The organism is Amorphoplanes friuliensis DSM 7358, assembly GCF_000494755.1.
GTDB classification, from domain to species: domain Bacteria; phylum Actinomycetota; class Actinomycetes; order Mycobacteriales; family Micromonosporaceae; genus Actinoplanes; species Actinoplanes friuliensis.
Window position 1 is genome coordinate 1,587,095 of the sequence record NC_022657.1, and the last position, 17,170, is coordinate 1,604,264.

Genomic DNA, 17,170 nt, shown 5'->3' on the forward strand with positions numbered 1-17,170 from the left:
CGCTTCTCCGAGCGGAGAGGCAACTTCCCGGCAGTGCCTCGGTCACCTGCAGAGCCGATGTGGTGATGGCACTGGCTTGCCCAGCGTTCATGCCTTCGAGGTTTTTGATCTACTCGTAACTGGCGCGCCCGGCAGGATTCGAACCTGCGACCGACGGATTAGAAGTCCGTTGCTCTATCCGCTGAGCTACGAGCGCCTGGCCGGCACGCGGGGTGTGCTGGCCAGCACATACTAGAGTTTTGGAGGGCGCTCGGTCGAGCGGGATGTCACGGTGCCGTGGCGTCGGCTTTGTCCTCGGGGGCCGGTGGGACCTCGATCTCGGGGGTGCCTTTCGGGGGGACGAAGGCGTCGACCCAGCGGCCGAGCTCCTGGAAGACCTCGACGCGGACGTCCTTGCCGGACAGGGTCAGGTCGTGGAGGCCGCCGTCGAAGCGGGCGATCGTCACGCGGCTGCCCAGGCGGGGGGCCCAGCGGGCGATGTGTTCGACGTCGAGGACCGCGTCGGACAGGCGGACGTCCTCGGTCCAGCCGCGGCCGCGGAAGGTCCGGGTCGAGCAGGCGACCATGACAGGTGCGTCGATGGTCAAGCCGGCGCGCAGGCGGGCCTGGCCGCGTCTGATTGCTTCGAGCCATCCGGTACGCACGGGAAAGCCGTTCACGGGCTTCCAGGCGAGGTCGTACGTCCACTCGCCACGGTGATCACTGTGCAGACTCTGCCCGTACAGGCCGAGGGTTGACAGGGGGAGCACGCGGTAGGGCTTGCGGCCGCTGGCCCGGCCGACGATGTTCGCGATAGGTCTGCGAAGCAGCCAGGGGGCGTTGAAGTCGAAGAACGGGCTGTTCAGGAACAGGCCGTCGACCAGGCCCTCGTTGCTGCGGGAGTGCGACCACAGCGACGTGATCAAGCCGCCGGTGGAGTGGCCGGCGACGAGGAGCTGGTCGTGGCCGTCCTGCTCGCGGATGATGCGGGCGGACTCGTCCAGCTCCGGGTAGTAATCGGTGAGGCTGCGGCAGAAGTTCGGTGTCTGGTGCGGGAGGAGGCTGCGGCCGTACTTGCGCAGGTCCAGGGCGTAGAAGTCCCAGCCGCGTTCGACGAAGAAGTCGGCCAGGTGGGTCTGGAAGAAGTAGTCGACGAACCCGTGGACGTAGAGCACCGCGCGGCGCGACGGGGTGTCCCCGCGGCGGCGGACGAGGGTGGCGATCACCGGGCCCTCGTCGTCGGTGCCCAGGTCGATGGTGTGTTTCTCGTACGGCAGGCCCAGGACGTCGGTCTCCACGCCGCTAGGTTACCCACGCGTAAGGATCTCCGCGCCATAGCAGATCCAGCTGATCTTGCCGGGTTGTCCACAACCTCGAGTTGTCCACAGGCCGGGCCCGTTCGCCGAAGCGGACACAGGCGCCTTCGCGGCACTCTGCTCCCCAGATTCCCCACGTCGAAGGAGAAGCAGTGTTCGAAACGAATGTTGTCGTAGTCGGAAACGTGCTCACCGCGCCGGAGTGGCGGCGCCCCGCCAACACCAACGCGCTCGTCGCGAACTTCCGGGTCGCTTCGACCGTCCGGCGCCTCGACCGGGAGACCGGCCGCTGGGTCGACGGCAACCAATTCCGTGTACGCGTGAACTGCTGGCGCCGCCTGGCCGAGGGTGTGGCGTCCTCGATCACGGTCGGCGACCCGGTCATCGTGTCCGGGCGGCTGAGCACCCGCGACTGGACCGACGCCGAGGGCAACCTGCGCACCTCGTACGAGATGGAGGCGGTGTCGGTCGGTCACGACCTGGCTCGCGGGCGGGGCCGGTTCTTCCGCACCAAGGCCGTCGGGGCGACCAGCGCGGTGGAGACGCCCGAGGCGGACGGCCAGGTCCGTGGTGAGTCGTCGGTGCCGGTCTCCGAGGACGAGGCCCCGACCGTGTACGGCGACGGCATCCTCGACGGCGACGAGCCGACGTTCGAGGACGTCCCGGCGGTCGCTGGACTGCGGGGCGGGTCGATCGAGCCGTTCGACACCGAGATGGTGATGCCGTCGACGGACGAGCCGGGCCCCGCTGACGAGCCCAAGCCGTCGGAAGAGCCCGAGGTGGAGATCTCCGTCGAAGCGATCGCAGGTGAGAGCGGTGGCCGGCGCTCCACCGGGCGCGGGCGGGGCAGCCGGCGTCAGCCCGTGCCCGCCTGACCTTCTCGGCTGAGCTGCCGCCGCTCCGGGGGCCGACAATCCCCCGTGGGCCTGCCGGAGCGGCGGCGTCGAACCGGTCCTCCCTTCCATCCGCCCGCCGACCACCCGATGCACGGCGCCGACCTCCGCGGCCGCCACCGCACGGGAGTCCGGCGGTGAGCACCGGTCCCGGTGCGGGTGGCCGAGGACCGGACCGCCGACGGGCCCTGCGGGGGGGCCGTTCGAGGCCCGTCGGCCCGGCGGGTGGGTTGTCCGGTGGTCGGCAACCCACCCGCCGCACCCCCTGCCGCGCGATGCGTCGCCGGCCGCCCGGTCGTCCCCGTTCGCCGTACGGGGGCGGCCGGGCCCTGAACGGCGGCGGCGGAAAGCTCCCCGCCTTCCGCCGCCGCTGCTGCACCGATCGGTTCCGCGCCTCGGGGTGAGCGCCGGGACCGGTCGGCCCGGCGGGTGGATGTTCGGTGGTCGGCATCCACCCGCCACCCCGTGGACCGCCCGGCCCTTTGGCGCGGGGGCGATCCCCCGAGAGAAAGGGGCAATCCGCCCGGCAAGGCGGACCTGCACCGGCTCGGGCCAGGCGGCAACCGCCGGCCGCCGTCCCCATCCCGGGGGCGGCGGCCGGCACGCGGCGGCTCATTAGGGTGGTTGGGTGAAGAGAGCTGATGCTGCCGGTCTGCTGGCGGGATATGCGCTGGATGCCGTGCTGGGGGATCCGCGCCGGTTTCATCCGGTGGCGGGTTTCGGGCAGGCGGCCGGCGCCCTGGAACGCCGGCTCTACGCGCCGAATCGCCGGGCCGGGGCCGCGTTCACGGCCGTTGCGGTCGGCGTACCGGTGGTGGCTGGGCTGGCGGCGGCCGTGGTGACCCGGCGGCAGCCCGTGGTTCGTGCCGCGCTGGTCGCTGCGGCGACCTGGACGGTGCTCGGCGGTCGCACTCTGCGGCGGGAGTCCGCTGTCATGGCCGGGCACCTGGAACGCGAGGACCTCACCGCCGCGCGGGGACGGCTCAACCATCTCTGCGGCCGGGATCCGTCGACCCTCGACCAGCCCGAGCTGGCCCGCGCGACCGTCGAGTCGGTCGCCGAGAACACGTCCGATGCTGTGGTCGCCCCGCTGATCTGGGGTGGGCTGCTCGGGCTTCCGGGGCTGCTCGGTTATCGGGCCGCCAACACGCTCGATGCGATGGTGGGGCACCGGTCACCTCGCTACGCCCGGTTCGGCACGCCGGCGGCGCGGCTCGACGACCTGCTCAATCTGGTGCCCGCGCGGCTGACCGGGCTGCTGACGATCGCCGCCGCGCCACTCGTTCGGGGAAAGCAGGCTGAGGCGTTGCGGGTGTGGCGGCGAGACCGCAACGATCACCCCAGTCCCAATGCGGGGCAGTGCGAGTCCGCGATGGCCGGTGCGCTGGGCGTACGCCTGGGTGGGCGCAACGTCTACTTCGGGCGTACCGAGACACGGCCTTTTCTGGGTGACGGGCCACGGCCCGCGGCGGGCGATCTGCGGCGGGCGGCCCGGATCTCGGGTGCGGTGGGGGCCGGCGCCGCGGTGCTCGCTGCGGGGGTTGCGCTGGTTCGATCCGGGCTGGTGCGCCGATGAGCGGCGGGCTGCTGGTCGCCGGGACCACCTCCGACGCCGGGAAGAGTGTGCTCACCGCCGGGATCTGCCGGTGGCTGCACCGCCGCGGGGTCAAGGTGGCGCCGTTCAAGGCGCAGAACATGTCGAACAACTCGGTGGTGGTGGTCGGCGCCGACGGGCGCGGCGGCGAGATCGGCCGGGCACAGGCCATGCAGGCCGCCGCGTGCGGGATCGCGCCGGACATCCGGTTCAATCCGGTGCTGCTCAAGCCCGGGAGCGACTTCTCGAGCCAGGTCGTGCTGCTCGGCGAGGCGGTCGACACGGTCACCGCGGGCAACTACCGGTCCTTGCGGCCACGGCTCGCGGAGGTTGCGCACGCGACGCTGGCTGAGCTGCGCAACGAGTACGACGCGGTGATCTGTGAGGGCGCCGGCAGTCCCGCGGAGATCAACCTGCGGGACGGCGACTTCGTCAACATGGGTCTGGCGCGGCACGCCGGGCTGCCGGCGATCGTGGTCGGGGACATCGATCGGGGCGGGGTGTTCGCGGCGCTGTTCGGGACCGTGGCGTTGCTCAGCCCCGAGGACCAGGCGCTGATCAGCGGGTTTGTCATCAACAAGTTCCGCGGTGACCTGGGTCTTCTCCAGCCCGGACTCGACATGATCACCGCTGCGACCTCACGGCCGGTGCACGGTGTGCTGCCGTTCAATCTCGAGGTCTGGCTGGACGCCGAGGACTCCCTCGCGTACGGGCGGATGCTCGGACGACCCGCCGCGCCGCGCGGCACCGAGTGGTTGCGCGTGGCCGTCGTCCGGCTGCCGCGCATCTCGAACGCGACCGACGCCGAGGCGCTGGCCACCGAACCGGGTGTGCAGGTGCGGCTGACGATCGAGCCGGCCGAGATCGCCGACGCCGATCTGGTGGTGCTGCCCGGTTCCAAGGCCACGGTCAGCGATCTGGCCTGGCTGCGGGAGACCGGCCTCGCCGACTCGATCCAGGTGCACGCCGCTGCTGGGAAACCGCTGCTCGGGATCTGCGGCGGCTTCCAGATGCTCGCCGGCACGATCCACGACGACGTCGAGAGCCGCCGCGGGACCGTGCCCGGGCTCGGCCTGCTGCCGGTCGACATCACCTTCGGGGCGCGCAAGACCCTGGCTCGGTCGCAGGGCGCGGCCTTCGGTCAGGTCCCGGTCCACGGTTACGAGATCCATCACGGGTACGTGTCCGCCGGCGACCCCGAACCGCTGCTCAGGTACGCGGACGGCACGCCGGAGGGCGCGGTTTCCGGGGCGGTTTCCGGCACGCACTGGCACGGCGCCTTCGAGTCCGACGAGTTCCGCCGCCGGTTCCTGACCGAGGCGGCGCGGCAGTCGGGCCGGTCCGGCTTTGTCGTTGCACCGAACACCCGCTTCGACCAGGTACGCGAACGCGCGCTCGACGTCCTCGGCGACCTCGTCGAGGAGCACCTGGACACCGGCGCGCTCTGGCGCCTCATCGAGGAGGGGCCGCCGGGCGGCTTCCCGTTCATCCCGCCGGGCGCCCCCGGATGACCACCGAGACCTATGCCGCCCTGGCGCAGCGGATCCTCGCCACCGAGCCACGGCTGGGCGGTGTGCGGCTGGTTGCGGTCGACGGGCCCAGTGGCGCCGGCAAGAGTTGGTTCGCCGGGCGGCTGGCGAAGGTCGCGAACATTCCGGTCGTGCACACCGACGACCTGCTCGACGGGTGGGAGGACCAGTTCAGCTTCTGGGGGCGGCTCGAGGAGAAGGTGCTGGAGCCGTTGCGGCGCGGGCGGGCTGCCACTTATCAGCGGTACCTGTGGCATCGGCAGGCGTTCGGGGGCACTCCTGTCACCGTTGAGCCTGCTGCATGCGTACTGCTGGAGGGTGTGACCGCCGCGCGGCGGGAGATCCGGGACGAGCTGTCGTTCTCGGTTTTTGTCACTGCGCCCGCTGATCTGCGCTGGCGGCGTGCTCTGGAGCGTGACGGGCGGCATGATGTTGCGTTTCGGGCGTACCTTGAGCGCTGGCGCGTGAACGAGAACGAGCACTTCGCCGCGGACGCCACCGCCGCACACGCCGACCTCCTGGTCGACGGCGCGGCGGAGGGGGATGACGACTGGTACGAACGGCTCTGGCCGGCGCCGGCGGACTGAACCATGATCAGCTGCGGGAGCGGCGGAACGGGGACGGACGATGACGACCGAAGATGACAACCGGCCGGCACGGCGCCGCATCACGCTGACCGGCATCAGCTCGCGCGCCTGGGAGCACCCCGCCGACCGCGGCGCGCTCACGGCCCTGCGGGAGCTGCGCGGCTTCGACGACGTCGTGAAGGCGTTCTTCGGCATGTGGAACGAGCGCGGTTTCCGCCTGTCGTTCCTGGCCGGGTCCATCCGCGTCGACCACCGGCAGTATCCGCGCGTCTACCAGCGCTTCACCGAGGCCGCCGCCACGCTCGACGTGGCCGAGCTGCCCGAGCTCTACGTGAGCCAGTCGCCGATGATCAACGGTCAGGCGATCGGCATGGACAAGCCCTTCATCGTGATCACGACGGCCGCCGTCGAGAAGCTCGACGACGAGGAGCTCCGCGCGCTGCTCGGTCACGAGATCGGGCACGTCCGCAGCGGTCACGCCGTCTACAAGACGATCATGATGATCCTGACCAAGTGGGCCGCGAGTCTCAGCTGGCTGCCCGTCGGCGCCATCGCGCTCCGGGCCATCATCGCCGCGATGTACGAGTGGTGGCGCAAGGCCGAGCTCTCCGCCGACCGCGCGGGTCTGCTCGCCGGGCAGGACCCCGCGGCGTCGCTGCGCCTGCTGATGAAGCTGGCCGGTGGCGGCGACCTCAGCCAGATCGACACGACCGCGTTCCTCGAGCAGGCCGCCGAATACGAGGGCGGCGGTGACCTGCGCGACAGCATCCACAAGCTCGGCATGACCGCGTGGAGCACCCACCCGGTGCCGGTCGCCCGGGCCAGTGAGCTGCGCAAATGGATCGACTCCGGCGACTACGGCCGGATCCTCGAGGGCGAATACCCGCGTCGTGACTCGGACGGCAACGCCTCGGTCACCGACGACGTCAAGGCGGCCGCCGACTCGTACAGGCAGTCCTTCAACAGCTCCCAGGACCCGCTGGTCGGGCTGCTCCGCAAGCTCGGTGACGGTGCGGCCGACCTGGCCGGATCCGCCGCGCGTGGTGCCCGGGGATGGGCGAGCAAGGGCCGCCGGCCCGAGGAGGAGCCCCCGCCGCCGCCGGCAAGCTGAGTTGTCCACAGGCCCGTAAGCGGGCCCCCGCGACCCCGGCCGTCCGGCTTAGGATCGCCTCATGAGCCTCACAGAAGACGAGCTGCGCGCCGCGATCGCGCGGGAGCTGCCCGGTGTCCGTGCCGACCTCGAGCGGCTGGTCCGCATCCCGGGGATCGCGTTCGACGGCTTCGACCACTCGCACGTCGAGCGGTCCGCGGAGGCCGTGGCCGAGCTCCTGCGAGGCTGCGGCCTCGAGGTGCAGATCGTCCGCGGTTCGGGTCAGCCCGCCGTCATCGGCACCAAGGCGGCGCCGGCGGGTGCGCCGACCGTCCTGCTCTACGCGCACCACGACGTGCAGCCGGCCGGCGACCCCGAGATGTGGACCAGCGACCCGTTCGAGCCGGTCGAGCGCGACGGCCGGCTCTACGGCCGTGGCGCGGCCGACGACAAAGCCGGTGTGATGGCTCACGTCGCGGCGCTGCGCGCGTTCGGCGACCAGCTGCCGGTCGGCATCGTGCTCTTCATCGAGGGCGAGGAGGAATACGGCTCCGAGTCCCTCGACGAGCTGCTCCAGACCTACAAGGAGACGCTGCGCTCCGACGTCATCGTCATCGCCGACTCGGGCAACTGGGACATCGGCGTGCCGGCGCTGACCACCTCGCTGCGCGGCCTGGTCAACTGCTTCGTCGAGGTCAGCACGCTGAGCAACGCCGTGCACAGCGGCATGTTCGGCGGCCCGGTGCCCGACGCGCTCACCACCCTCGCCCGGCTCATCGCCACCCTGCACGACGAGAACGGCGACGTTGCCATCGCCGGCCTGGCCGGTCGTGACGGCGCCACCGTCGACTACCCGGAGGACAGGTTCCGCCACGAGGCCGGGATCCTCGACGGCGTCAAGCTGATCGGCGAGGGCCGGCTCACCGACCGCATCTGGACCAAGCCGTCGGTCTCGGTGCTCGGCATCGACGCCCCGACGGCCGCCGCGGCGCCCAACGCCCTGGTGCCCAAGGCGAGGGCCAAGCTGAGCGTGCGGCTCGCGCCCGGCGACGACTGGCACTCGGCGTACGACGCGATCCGCGCCCACCTGGAGAAGTTCGTGCCGTGGGGCGCGCACGTCGAGGTGGCGCTGGAGAGCGGCGGGGCGCCCTGCGTGATCGACGCGACCGGTCCGGCGTACGACGCGGCGCGGTCCGCGTTCCGTGATGCGTGGGACGGTGTCGCACCCGTCGACATGGGCGTGGGCGGCTCGATCCCGTTCATCGCCACGTTCCAGGAGCTCTTCCCCGACGCGGCGATTCTGGTGACCGGCGTCGAGGACCCGTACGCCGCAGCGCACGGCCCCAACGAGAGCCTGCATCTCGGTGAGTTCGCGCGGGTCTGCCTCGCCGAGGCGCTGCTCCTGCGCAACGTGGCCGCCCTGGGCCAGTGACATGGCCGCCGAGCTGAGCTGCGACGTTCTTGTTGTCGGCGCCGGCCCCACGGGGCTGATGCTGGCGAACTGGCTGGTGAAGCTCGGCGTCCGCGTCATCGTCGTGGACGGCAAGGACGGCCCGACCCGGGAGTCGCGGGCGCTGGTGGTCCAGGCGCGCAGCATCGAGATCTACGACCAGCTCGGCCTGGCCGACGCGGTCCTCGAGGCGGCGCACCGGGCCGAGGCGCTCGCCCCGGGCTTCGGCAGCCGGGTGTTCGGCCGCATCCCGCTCGGACCGCTCGGTGGTGACCTCACCCCGTACCCGTGGATCGAGATCCTGGAGCAGAGCCGCAACGAGCAGATCCTGTGGGCCAACCTGCAGGCGCTCGGCGGCTCGGTCCGCTGGGGCACCGCGGTGTCCTCGCTGACGGCCACCGCCGGCCACGTCGAGGCCGTCGTCGGCGACACCACGGTGACGGCCCGCTTCTGCGTCGGCGCGGACGGGTCCAGCTCCATCGTCCGCAAGACCCGCGACATCGCCTTCGAGGGCGTCACCAACCCGCACACGTTCTACGTCGTCGACGCGACCGCGGTGGGTGGCCTCGTCGACAACGCGATCAACGTGCGCCCCGGCCAGGCCGACTTCCTCCTCGGCTTCCCGATGCGCGGCCGCGGCAACTGGCGCCTCATCGGCCTGGCCCGCGGCGACACGCTCCCCGAGGAGGACGCCCGCGCCCGGATGCGCCGCGACTTCGCGGTGACCTACGCCGAGTCCCGCTGGTTCGCCACCTACAAGGTCCACCACCGTGTCGCCGCGAAGTTCCGCGACGGCCCGTTCTTCCTGGCCGGCGACGCGGCCCACGTGCACTCCCCGGTCGGCGGTCAGGGCATGAACACCGGCCTCCAGGACGCCCACAACCTGGCCTTCAAGCTGGCCGACGTGGTGCACGGTCGCGCCGGCGACGCGTGGCTGGACCACTACGAGGTCGAGCGCCGCCCGGTCGCGCAGACACTGGTGGCGACGACCGACCGGCTGTTCGGCTTCATCACCTCGCAGCAGGCGTCGCTGCGAGCCGTGCGCCGGGCACTCGTGCCGCTGCTCGCGCCGATCGGGGTCCGTGTGCTGCCACGGTCGTCGGGTGGCTCGCGCGCCTTCGAATACGTCTCGCAGCTCCGCATCCGCTATCGCATGACCCCCGACGCACCCCGCGACCCGGTGGTCGGCCGCCGGCTCGCGTGGACGGGCAGCAACCATGAGGTGCTGCGGTCGCTGTCGTGGCAGATCCACGCGTACGGCGGGTTGAGCGAGTCCGATGCACCTGACCTGGGGCTGCCCGTGCACCTCTTCGACCCCGCTCCCCGGACGCCGCTGCTCCCGGACCGCTTCTACCTCGTACGCCCGGACGGCTTCGTGGCCGCAGAAGCACCACCGCCGGAAGCAGCCGAGGTGTTCCGCCGAGCCCTCCCACCACAGTGACGCTCGACGCCGTTGTCACCGACCTGGACGGCACGATCATCCGCGCCGACGGGACGATCACCGAAGCAACACTGTCTGCCTGCCGCACCCTGCAGGCACGCGGCATCCCCGTGATCGCGGCAACAGCACGAACACCTGCGGGCATCCGCGCCCTGACCACCCTGACCCCGCACCTCACCCTGGCGGTCTGCTGCGGCGGCTCCGTCGGGTACGCCCCAGCCGGCGAAACCGTCCTGTGGCAGGACGTGGTGCACGCCGACGCGATCAGTGGGCTGCTCGCGTACGTCCGCGAGTCCCTGCCGGGAGCGGGCGTGGCCGCCTACGACGGCTCGTCCTGGCGGATGACCGAGGAATACCTGGCCATCCGCACCTCACCCCACAACGGCCCGACCGCAGTGGTCCCGATGGAAGCCCTGGCCGACGTCGCAGCCTGCGGCATGACCCTCTGCCATCCGGTGCTGCGGCCGGAGGAAATCATCGCCGAGCTGGAGCAGCGAGGGCTCGCGCTCAGCCTGAGCTACGCCGGCCCCGAACTCGTCGAGATCGCCGCAGCCGGCATCGACAAGGCCAGCGGCGTGGCCCGGGCGCTGCGCGAGGTACGGGTGCCGGGGGAGCGTGCGGTGGCCTTCGGCGACATGCCGATCGACATCCCGATGTTCACTGTGGTCGGCACGTCGGTGGCCATGGCCGACTCCCCACCCGCAGTCCTCTCCGCGGCCACGATGGTCACCGCGACGGTCGAGGAGGACGGCTTCACCACCGCACTGACCGACCTCGGCCTTCTCCCCCGCGGGTGACCCTTCCCGGCGCGCCGCACCCTTGCGAGTGACCGCCGCCGAGTTCGCCCTAGACGGCATCACGCAGGTGGTGGGGTCGTCAGGAAGGAAGCCGGAACCACGCCGGAACGACGCGGGAACGACGCCGGAATCGGACTCGCTGGATCGGGTGAGTCAGGTGCGCAGCCGAGATCATTCCTGTTAGGATTCGAACATGAGTTCGAATGATGCTCTCGCGGCGCTCCGTGCCGCCGGCAGTGCTCTGGGGGACGTCGACGTCTCCGGGTGGGACGAATCCGCCCTCACCGACAAGCTCGCTGAATTGTCCGACGCCCTCTGCCAGCTCGACGCGCAGGTCAGCCGCGTGGCTGACGCCGTCCGAGCCCGCGGTTACCGGATCGCGGAGCCTGTCGCCGCCTGACTTTGTTCCATGTCCCCGGGCTTGCCGTCCGGTGCACCCCGTCGCCACGAGATGCACCGGACGGCAGACCCACCACCGTTCACCCGGAGCAGCCGGTCCTCACCGACCGGCTCACCTCCGGAACGGCCGACTCCGGGCCGGTTCTTCGGACCTGCTGGTTCTTCGGATCGGCTGGTCCTTTGGACCTGCTGGTTCTTCGGACCTGCTGGTTCTTCGGACCTGCTGGTTCTTCGGACCTGGTGGTTCTTCGGACCTGCTGGTCCTTTGGTTCGGCTGCCCCCGGGCGGACCGGTTCGGCGCCACGGTCACCGGCTCGACCCGTCGGGCTTTTCGCGCGGGTCGGTCCGGGCTCGGTGGCCGAGCGGTCCGCTTGCCGGGTCGGAGTCGGGCTCCCGGGACGCTTCCGCACAGATTTGCGCCTGGTCCTTCCCGGCCAGGCGACGAGCACGGGCCGGCCGCTGCCAAGACGGTCGGCCCGGCAAGTCCCACCGGCAGGCCGGTCCCACCGGCCACCGACCGGCAACTTGCCGCCTGGTTGGCCCGGTGTGGTCAGCCCGGCGGCCGGCTGACCCGGCGGTCGAGTTGCTTCGCCCTGCGGCGCCCTCGCGCGGAGCGCGGTCACCAACTCGGTAGCCGCCGGCTTGGCGGCGAGCGGCCGGGCCGGGTTTGGGCAGCCGGCTAGGTGGCTCGCCGGGCCTGGCCGACGGCTGGTCTTTGAAAGATAGGCGGGCCGTGGTTGGCCGAGCTTGGTGATTGGCCGAGCTTGGCGGCCGGCTGAGCTGCAGTTGGCTGAGTTGGCAGCTGGCAGCTGCAGCCGGCTGAGCTTGGCGGCCTGCCGGGACAGGGCTGCGGGCCGGTGTCGACCGCTTCACGGGGGAGTGTGTCGCCACCGGCCCGCGAATGTCGTACCCGGCTGCCAGGATGGGGTTTGTGCAGTTCATAGACCTGGCCGCCACCTCCGCGGCCGTCGCCGCCACCGCCGGGCGTAAGGCCAAGATCGACCTGCTGGCTGATGCGTTGAGGCGGCTCGAGCGCGACGAGATTGCTCCTGGTTCGGCTTACCTGGCGGGGGAGTTGCGGCAGCGGCAGACCGGTGTCGGTTATGCCAGCCTGCGGGACCGACCCGCGCCGGCCGCCGAGCCCAGCCTCACCGTCGCCGAGGTCGACGCCAAGATTGCCGCCATCTCGGTGGTGGCGGGCACTGGTTCGCAGGCGCGGCGTCGGGAGCTCGTGGTCGATCTTTTCGGGCGGGCCACCGACGCCGAGCAGCGACTCCTTGTCGGGCTGTTCAGTGGGGAGTTGCGTCAGGGCGCCCAGGCCGGGCTGCTGGCCGACGCCATTGCGCGGGCGGCGGAGGTTCCGGCGACGGCGGTGCGGCGGGCGCTGCTGCTTTCCGGTGATCTCAAGCAGGTCGCTGTGGCCGCGTTGAGCGGGGGTGCGGTTGCGCTGAGCGAGTTCAGCCTGCGGGTCGGGACACCTTTGACGCCGATGCTGGCGAGCAGCGCTCCGGATGTGGCGGCGGCCTTGCTGGCTACCGGGGCGCCCGCAACGGTTGATGTGAAGCTGGATGGCATTCGGATTCAGGTGCATCGGTCCGGGGACGAGGTTGCTGTTTTCACCCGGAGTCTGGATGACATCACGCCGCGGTTGCCGGAGGTGGTGGCGGCGGTGCGGGCGTTGCCGGGGCGGGAGTTCGTGCTCGACGGGGAGGCCATGGCGCTGGACGCGCGGGGGCGGCCGCGGCCTTTTCAGGAGACGTCGAGCCGGGCCGCCACGCAGGGCGGCAAGGCCGGGCCGGCGCTCGTTCCGTACTTCTTCGATCTTCTGCATCTGGACGGCACCGACCTGCTCGACGAGCCCGGGCGGGTGCGCTGGGCGGCTCTCGCCGACGCGTTGCCCGGCAGCCTGATTGTCGGGCGGCGGACCGTCGAGACCGAGGAGGAGGCTGCGGCCGCCTTTGCTTCCGCGCTCGCCGCCGGTCAGGAGGGGGTGGTGATCAAAGCGCAGGAGGCGCCGTACGACGTGGGGCGGCGGGGTGCTGCCTGGGTCAAGGTCAAGCCCCGGCACACGCTCGACCTGGTTGTTCTGGCCGTGGAGTGGGGGCACGGCCGGCGCAAGGGGTGGCTGTCCAACCTGCACCTGGGCGCGCGTGACCCGCGTACGGGCGGGTTTGTGATGCTCGGGAAGACGTTCAAGGGTCTCACCGACGAGTTGCTGCGCTGGCAGACCGAGCGGTTCAAGGAGCTGGCCGTCGACGATTCGGGGTGGGTGGTCACCGTGCGGCCCGAGCAGGTGGTGGAGATCGCCTTCGACGGGGTGCAGACCTCACCGCGATACCCGGGAGGGGTGGCTCTGCGGTTTGCGCGAGTGCTGCGTTACCGCGATGACAAGCGTGCGGAGGAGGCGGACACCATCGACATGGTCAAGGCGATCGGATCACCGAGCTCAGAGTGACGCCAGCGACCTGACGTAGTTGACCTGCTGGTGCACGTAGGTGACCTGCGACTGGTCCGTGACCGGGATCCGCGCGACGTACTGGCGGGTGCCGTTGGTCACTGTCACCTGGACCGTGCCGCGGGGGATGGTCACTTTGACCAGCAGGAACAGCAGGCTGAAAATCGTCAGGACGCAGAAGCCGACGACCGCGGCGACGATCGCCCACGTCGGGATCTTCTGCTCGCTGTGCCAGTAGTCGTTGACCGTCCACGTCGAGCCGGCGAGCGGGATGTCACCGGCCGGGGTGTGCACCACGGTGGACGTCACACCCATGTCGCCGATCTGGACGATCACCGGGCCGGGCGCCACCGGCTCGAGCGGGACGGGCACGGCGGGTGCCGGCACGCTCCACGGGTCACTCGCGGTCGGGTCCGGGAAGGTCACCCGGCAAACTTTAGTCCGGCTGCCGGGCGCTGGGAACGGTCGCCAGGCGCTGGTCCGCCGCGTCGACCCGGTCCACCCGCTTCTTCGGCGTGTCACCGTTCGCTTCCTTGCGGGCCTGCCACCCGTACGCGAGCAGGGCCATGACCGCGAACAGCCACCACTGGACGGCGTAACCGCCGTTCTGCCACGAGTCCTCGTGGTCGATCGGGATCGGCTCGAAGCCCGGCGCGGGATCACTGTGCAGCACGTACGCGCCGTACACGGGGAAGGGCAGCTCTTTTGCCAGCTTGGGGATCGCGATCCTGCGGGTGTCGATGCGCCCGTCGCGGCGTTCGAGCGGGGCCGGACGGCTCTCGGACAGGTGAACCTGGCCGACCACTGTGACCTCGCCCGCAGGCGGCGCGGAGGCGACGGGCGCCGAGGTGGCGTCACCGTTCGCCGACGGAACCCAGCCGCGGTCGACCAGCACGGCGGTGCCGTCGGGCAGCAGCAGCGGCGTCACGATCTCGAAGCCGACCGAGCCGTCGACCGTACGGCCGCGCGCCTGGATCTCGTTCGTGGCGTCGTACCGTCCGGTGACCGTGACCTTGGTCCAGGCCGCGTCCTCACCGGGAGATGCACCGGGCGTGCCGGCTGCAGCGGGCCTGGCCAGGACGGACGTCAGCGGAACAGCGGGAGTGGAGTCGGCCGCGTCGATGCGCGCGTTGATCGCGCTGCGTTCCTCGTAACGGTGGAGTTGCCAGTTGCCCAGGAACACCATGACCACGGACGCGGCGATGGTCACAACCGCGCCGGCCAGCCAGCGGGGCGTGAGCAGGAACCGGTACACGATCTGAGGCTACCCGGCTCCCGTCGGCCGCTCGCGCCTGGCGGGTAGGGTGCGATGTCCGGCGGTCAACATCATGTCGCCGGGCCTGGCCGTATCCCCGAGGAGCCCTGATGTCCGCCCACGCGCGCCTGGTGGTGAGCGCACCCTCGTCGGGACACGGGAAGACCGCGATCGCGGTCGGACTGCTCGCCGCCTGCAATGCGCGGGGTGTGCCGGCCGCCGGTTTCAAAGTCGGCCCCGATCACACCGACGCTGCCTACCTCGGCCTGGCCGCGGGCCGTCCGGGCCGCAACCTCGACCCGCGCCTGGTCGGCGCGCAGCGCATCGCTCCACTCTTCGCCCACGGCGCGGCCGGATCGCAGGTCGCGGTCATCGAAGGCGCCATGGGCCTGTTCGACAGCCTGACCGGACAACCCGAGATCGACGGTACGGCCGCAGTGGCCGCAGCCCTCCGCGCCCCGGTGGTCCTCGTCGTCGACGTGGCCGCGATGGGGCATTCGCTGGCGGCGCTCGTGCACGGCTTCCGGATGTTCGACGAGATGGTGCACCTCGGCGGCGTCATCCTGAACCGTGTCGCCTCGCCCCGCCACGAGGAGATGCTCCGGACCGCCCTCGACGACATCGGCATGCCGGTGCTGGGCGCCCTCCGCCGGGGTGATCTGCCGGCTGTTCTGCCTGCTCGCGCCCAGGGTCCCGTCCCGGTCGCGCATCGCACCGTCGAGGCCGTCCGCGCTGTCCGCCGCCTCGGCGAGGCCGTTGCGAGCTCCCTCGACATCGACCGGGTGCTAGCCCTCGCCGAGGGTGCGCCGCCCCTGCCGGGCCAGGCCTGGTCGCCGCTGGACGCGCTCGCCGAGGCGTCCGGGGAGCCGCCGGTGCCGCCCGAGAACCGCCCGGTGATTGCGCTGGCCGGTGGGCCCGGCGCCCCTTACACGTACGTGGAAACGGTTGAGCTTCTGACCGCCGCCGGCGCTGAGGTCGCGATCGTCGACCCGCTGCGCGACGAGACCCTCCCGGCCGGTACGCGGGCACTGATGATCGGCGCCGCACTGCCCGAGGGGTACGCGGAGGAGCTCTCGGCGAACCGCCGCCTGTGCGCCGCGGTGTCCCAGCTCGCCCACGAGGGTCGCCCGATCATCGCCGAGGGTGTGGGCCTGCCCTGGCTGGGACGCGACTTCGACGGCCGGCCGATGTGCGGTGTGCTCGACGCGTCCGCGCAGACGGCCGCGCAGACGATCGCCGGCTATCGGGAAGCGACCGCCCCGGCGACGTCGCCGCTGGCCCCGGCCGGTGCACGGATCACGGGTTACAAGCAGCACCGCGCCATCGTCACCCCCCGTGCTGGTCAGGTGCCGGCCTGGACCTGGTCAGGCGGCAACCCGGAGGGTTTCGTCTGGCGGCAGGTTCACGCCTCGCAGCTCGGCCTGCACTGGGCGGGCGCACCGGAGATCGCCCGGCGGCTCGTCGCGGCAGCGCTCGCGCCCCTCCCGGGAGCGGCGCCGAGAGCGGCCGCGACAGGAGCGGCGGCGCCGAGGGCGGTCGCGTCGGCAGCGTCAGCGCCGCGAGTGGTCGCGCCGGGAGCAGCGGTGTCGAGCGCAGTGGCGCAGGGAACCGTGACGCTGGGAACGGTGACGCCGGCAGCGGTGACGCCGCCCGACGACGACCCGGGCGAGCAGACTCTCTCCCTCTCCGCGATCACGCCTCCGTCCGCCTGACGCTCCCGGCAATTGTCGGACCCCACCCGTACGGTGAGGGGGTTCGCAAGGAAGGGAGCACCACCGTGGCCGATCGAGTCCCCCTGGATTTTGCCCCGCCGGTCCGTCAGGTCTCGTCGCTGTTGCTGGGCGTCACCGACGAGCACCTGAGCAGGCCGACACCCTGTCCCGACTGGAAGGTCGGTGACCTGCTCGACCACCTGATCGGCCTCGGCTGGGCGTTCACACAGACGGCCAGGAAGGCGGATCCGCCCGAGGCCGACGGCCCGCCACCGGAGCCGTCGGCGGCCAACCTCTCGCCCGACTGGCGCAGCCGGCTCCCGATGGTTCTCGAAGAGCTGGTTCTGGCCTGGCAGGACCCCGCGGCCTGGGAGGGCACGGCCAAGGCGGGCGGTGTCACGATGCCGGCGGCCGCGATGGGTCTCGTCGCGGTCAACGAGGTGACCATGCACGGCTGGGATCTCGCCCGGGCGACCGGTCAGGAGTATGCGACGGATCCCCGGATCCTGGAGCAGCTGATCGAGTTCCTGTCGCAGGGCCCCAAGGAGGGCTCGCCGGGCCTGTTCGGACCGGTCGTGGAGATCGGCGACGAGGCCGACCTCCTGGACCAAGCGGTCAGCCTGGCCGGCCGCGATCCGAACTGGCGCCCCTAGACGCCCACAACCCCGGGCCG

15 protein-coding genes and 1 tRNA gene are annotated in these 17,170 nt (G+C 71.5%); 12 read left to right on the plus strand and 4 right to left on the minus strand.

From position 1 onward, the window contains the following. Positions 1 to 120: 120 nt before the first annotated feature. Positions 121 to 196: transfer RNA gene (locus tag AFR_RS07360), tRNA-Arg, on the minus strand. A gap of 70 nt (positions 197 to 266) precedes the next feature. Continuing rightward, positions 267 to 1,277: an alpha/beta hydrolase gene (locus AFR_RS07365; RefSeq protein WP_023359275.1), complete on the minus strand. Its 1,011-nt coding sequence runs from the start codon at positions 1,275 to 1,277 to the stop codon at positions 267 to 269. Between the two features lie 170 nt (positions 1,278 to 1,447). Between AFR_RS07365 and ssb the strand changes: the two genes are divergently transcribed. The 10 genes from ssb to AFR_RS07415 all read left to right on the plus strand — a co-directional run bounded on the left by ssb (position 1,448) and on the right by AFR_RS07415 (position 13,530). Beyond that, positions 1,448 to 2,170, plus strand: coding sequence for a single-stranded DNA-binding protein (ssb, locus tag AFR_RS07370; protein WP_023359276.1), 723 nt, complete (start codon positions 1,448 to 1,450; stop codon positions 2,168 to 2,170). 646 nt (positions 2,171 to 2,816) lie between these two features. Further along, positions 2,817 to 3,764 (plus strand): cobalamin biosynthesis protein, encoded by a 948-nt coding sequence (locus tag AFR_RS07375; RefSeq protein ID WP_041840677.1) that lies wholly within the window; start codon positions 2,817 to 2,819, stop codon positions 3,762 to 3,764. Further along, a complete protein-coding gene (locus AFR_RS07380; protein WP_023359278.1) occupies positions 3,761 to 5,293 on the plus strand; it encodes a cobyric acid synthase in 1,533 nt (510 codons plus the stop codon). The genes AFR_RS07375 and AFR_RS07380 overlap by 4 nt, the downstream gene beginning before the upstream one ends. Beyond that, on the plus strand, positions 5,290 to 5,898 hold the full coding sequence (locus AFR_RS07385) for a uridine kinase family protein (protein WP_023359279.1): 609 nt from the start codon (positions 5,290 to 5,292) through the stop codon (positions 5,896 to 5,898). The genes AFR_RS07380 and AFR_RS07385 overlap by 4 nt, the downstream gene beginning before the upstream one ends. 40 nt (positions 5,899 to 5,938) lie before the next feature. Continuing rightward, on the plus strand, positions 5,939 to 7,009 hold the full coding sequence (locus AFR_RS07390; RefSeq protein ID WP_023359280.1) for a M48 family metallopeptidase: 1,071 nt from the start codon (positions 5,939 to 5,941) through the stop codon (positions 7,007 to 7,009). A 61-nt stretch (positions 7,010 to 7,070) separates the two neighbouring features. Beyond that, the gene (locus AFR_RS07395) at positions 7,071 to 8,420 is read left to right on the plus strand and encodes a dipeptidase (protein ID WP_023359281.1); all 1,350 of its coding nucleotides are present in this window, start codon (positions 7,071 to 7,073) and stop codon (positions 8,418 to 8,420) included. Position 8,421: 1 nt separating this feature from the next. Next, complete coding sequence (locus AFR_RS07400) at positions 8,422 to 9,879, plus strand: FAD-dependent monooxygenase (RefSeq protein ID WP_023359282.1); 1,458 nt, start codon at positions 8,422 to 8,424, stop codon at positions 9,877 to 9,879. Next, positions 9,876 to 10,676: an HAD hydrolase family protein gene (locus AFR_RS07405; RefSeq protein WP_023359283.1), complete on the plus strand. Its 801-nt coding sequence runs from the start codon at positions 9,876 to 9,878 to the stop codon at positions 10,674 to 10,676. The genes AFR_RS07400 and AFR_RS07405 overlap by 4 nt, the downstream gene beginning before the upstream one ends. Positions 10,677 to 10,869: 193 nt before the next feature. Continuing rightward, positions 10,870 to 11,076 carry a hypothetical protein gene (locus tag AFR_RS07410; RefSeq protein WP_023359284.1) on the plus strand — a complete coding sequence of 69 codons (207 nt, stop codon included), beginning with the start codon at positions 10,870 to 10,872 and terminating at the stop codon, positions 11,074 to 11,076. Between the two features lie 921 nt (positions 11,077 to 11,997). Then, positions 11,998 to 13,530 carry an ATP-dependent DNA ligase gene (locus tag AFR_RS07415; RefSeq protein WP_193786356.1) on the plus strand — a complete coding sequence of 511 codons (1,533 nt, stop codon included), beginning with the start codon at positions 11,998 to 12,000 and terminating at the stop codon, positions 13,528 to 13,530. On the opposite strand, the gene AFR_RS07420 is transcribed toward AFR_RS07415, so the two are convergent. Together AFR_RS07420 and AFR_RS07425 are read right to left on the minus strand one after the other, a co-directional pair. Then, positions 13,522 to 13,956, minus strand: coding sequence for a hypothetical protein (locus AFR_RS07420; protein ID WP_023359286.1), 435 nt, complete (start codon positions 13,954 to 13,956; stop codon positions 13,522 to 13,524). The two genes, AFR_RS07415 and AFR_RS07420, sit on opposite strands and share 9 nt — an antisense overlap. Before the next feature lie 10 nt (positions 13,957 to 13,966). Beyond that, positions 13,967 to 14,785, minus strand: coding sequence for an SURF1 family cytochrome oxidase biogenesis protein (locus AFR_RS07425; RefSeq protein WP_023359287.1), 819 nt, complete (start codon positions 14,783 to 14,785; stop codon positions 13,967 to 13,969). A 110-nt stretch (positions 14,786 to 14,895) separates the two neighbouring features. On the opposite strand from AFR_RS07425, the gene AFR_RS07430 reads away from it, so the two are divergent. Continuing rightward, on the plus strand, positions 14,896 to 16,497 hold the full coding sequence (locus AFR_RS07430) for a cobyrinic acid a,c-diamide synthase CobB (protein WP_023359288.1): 1,602 nt from the start codon (positions 14,896 to 14,898) through the stop codon (positions 16,495 to 16,497). Between the two features lie 65 nt (positions 16,498 to 16,562). Next, positions 16,563 to 17,150: a TIGR03086 family metal-binding protein gene (locus tag AFR_RS07435; RefSeq protein WP_023359289.1), complete on the plus strand. Its 588-nt coding sequence runs from the start codon at positions 16,563 to 16,565 to the stop codon at positions 17,148 to 17,150. Positions 17,151 to 17,170: the final 20 nt, after the last annotated feature.

What these genes read in the sequence shown, in the direction of transcription:
- AFR_RS07380 (WP_023359278.1), top strand. Translation starts at nt 3,761, where the DNA reads ATGAGCGGCGGGCTGCTGGTCGCCGGGACCACCTCCGACGCCGGGAAG.
- AFR_RS07415 (WP_193786356.1), top strand. Translation starts at nt 11,998, where the DNA reads ATGGGGTTTGTGCAGTTCATAGACCTGGCCGCCACCTCCGCGGCCGTC.
- AFR_RS07410 (WP_023359284.1), top strand. Translation starts at nt 10,870, where the DNA reads ATGAGTTCGAATGATGCTCTCGCGGCGCTCCGTGCCGCCGGCAGTGCT.
- AFR_RS07400 (WP_023359282.1), top strand. Translation starts at nt 8,422, where the DNA reads ATGGCCGCCGAGCTGAGCTGCGACGTTCTTGTTGTCGGCGCCGGCCCC.
- AFR_RS07430 (WP_023359288.1), top strand. Translation starts at nt 14,896, where the DNA reads ATGTCCGCCCACGCGCGCCTGGTGGTGAGCGCACCCTCGTCGGGACAC.
- AFR_RS07385 (WP_023359279.1), top strand. Translation starts at nt 5,290, where the DNA reads ATGACCACCGAGACCTATGCCGCCCTGGCGCAGCGGATCCTCGCCACC.
- AFR_RS07395 (WP_023359281.1), top strand. Translation starts at nt 7,071, where the DNA reads ATGAGCCTCACAGAAGACGAGCTGCGCGCCGCGATCGCGCGGGAGCTG.
- AFR_RS07390 (WP_023359280.1), top strand. Translation starts at nt 5,939, where the DNA reads ATGACGACCGAAGATGACAACCGGCCGGCACGGCGCCGCATCACGCTG.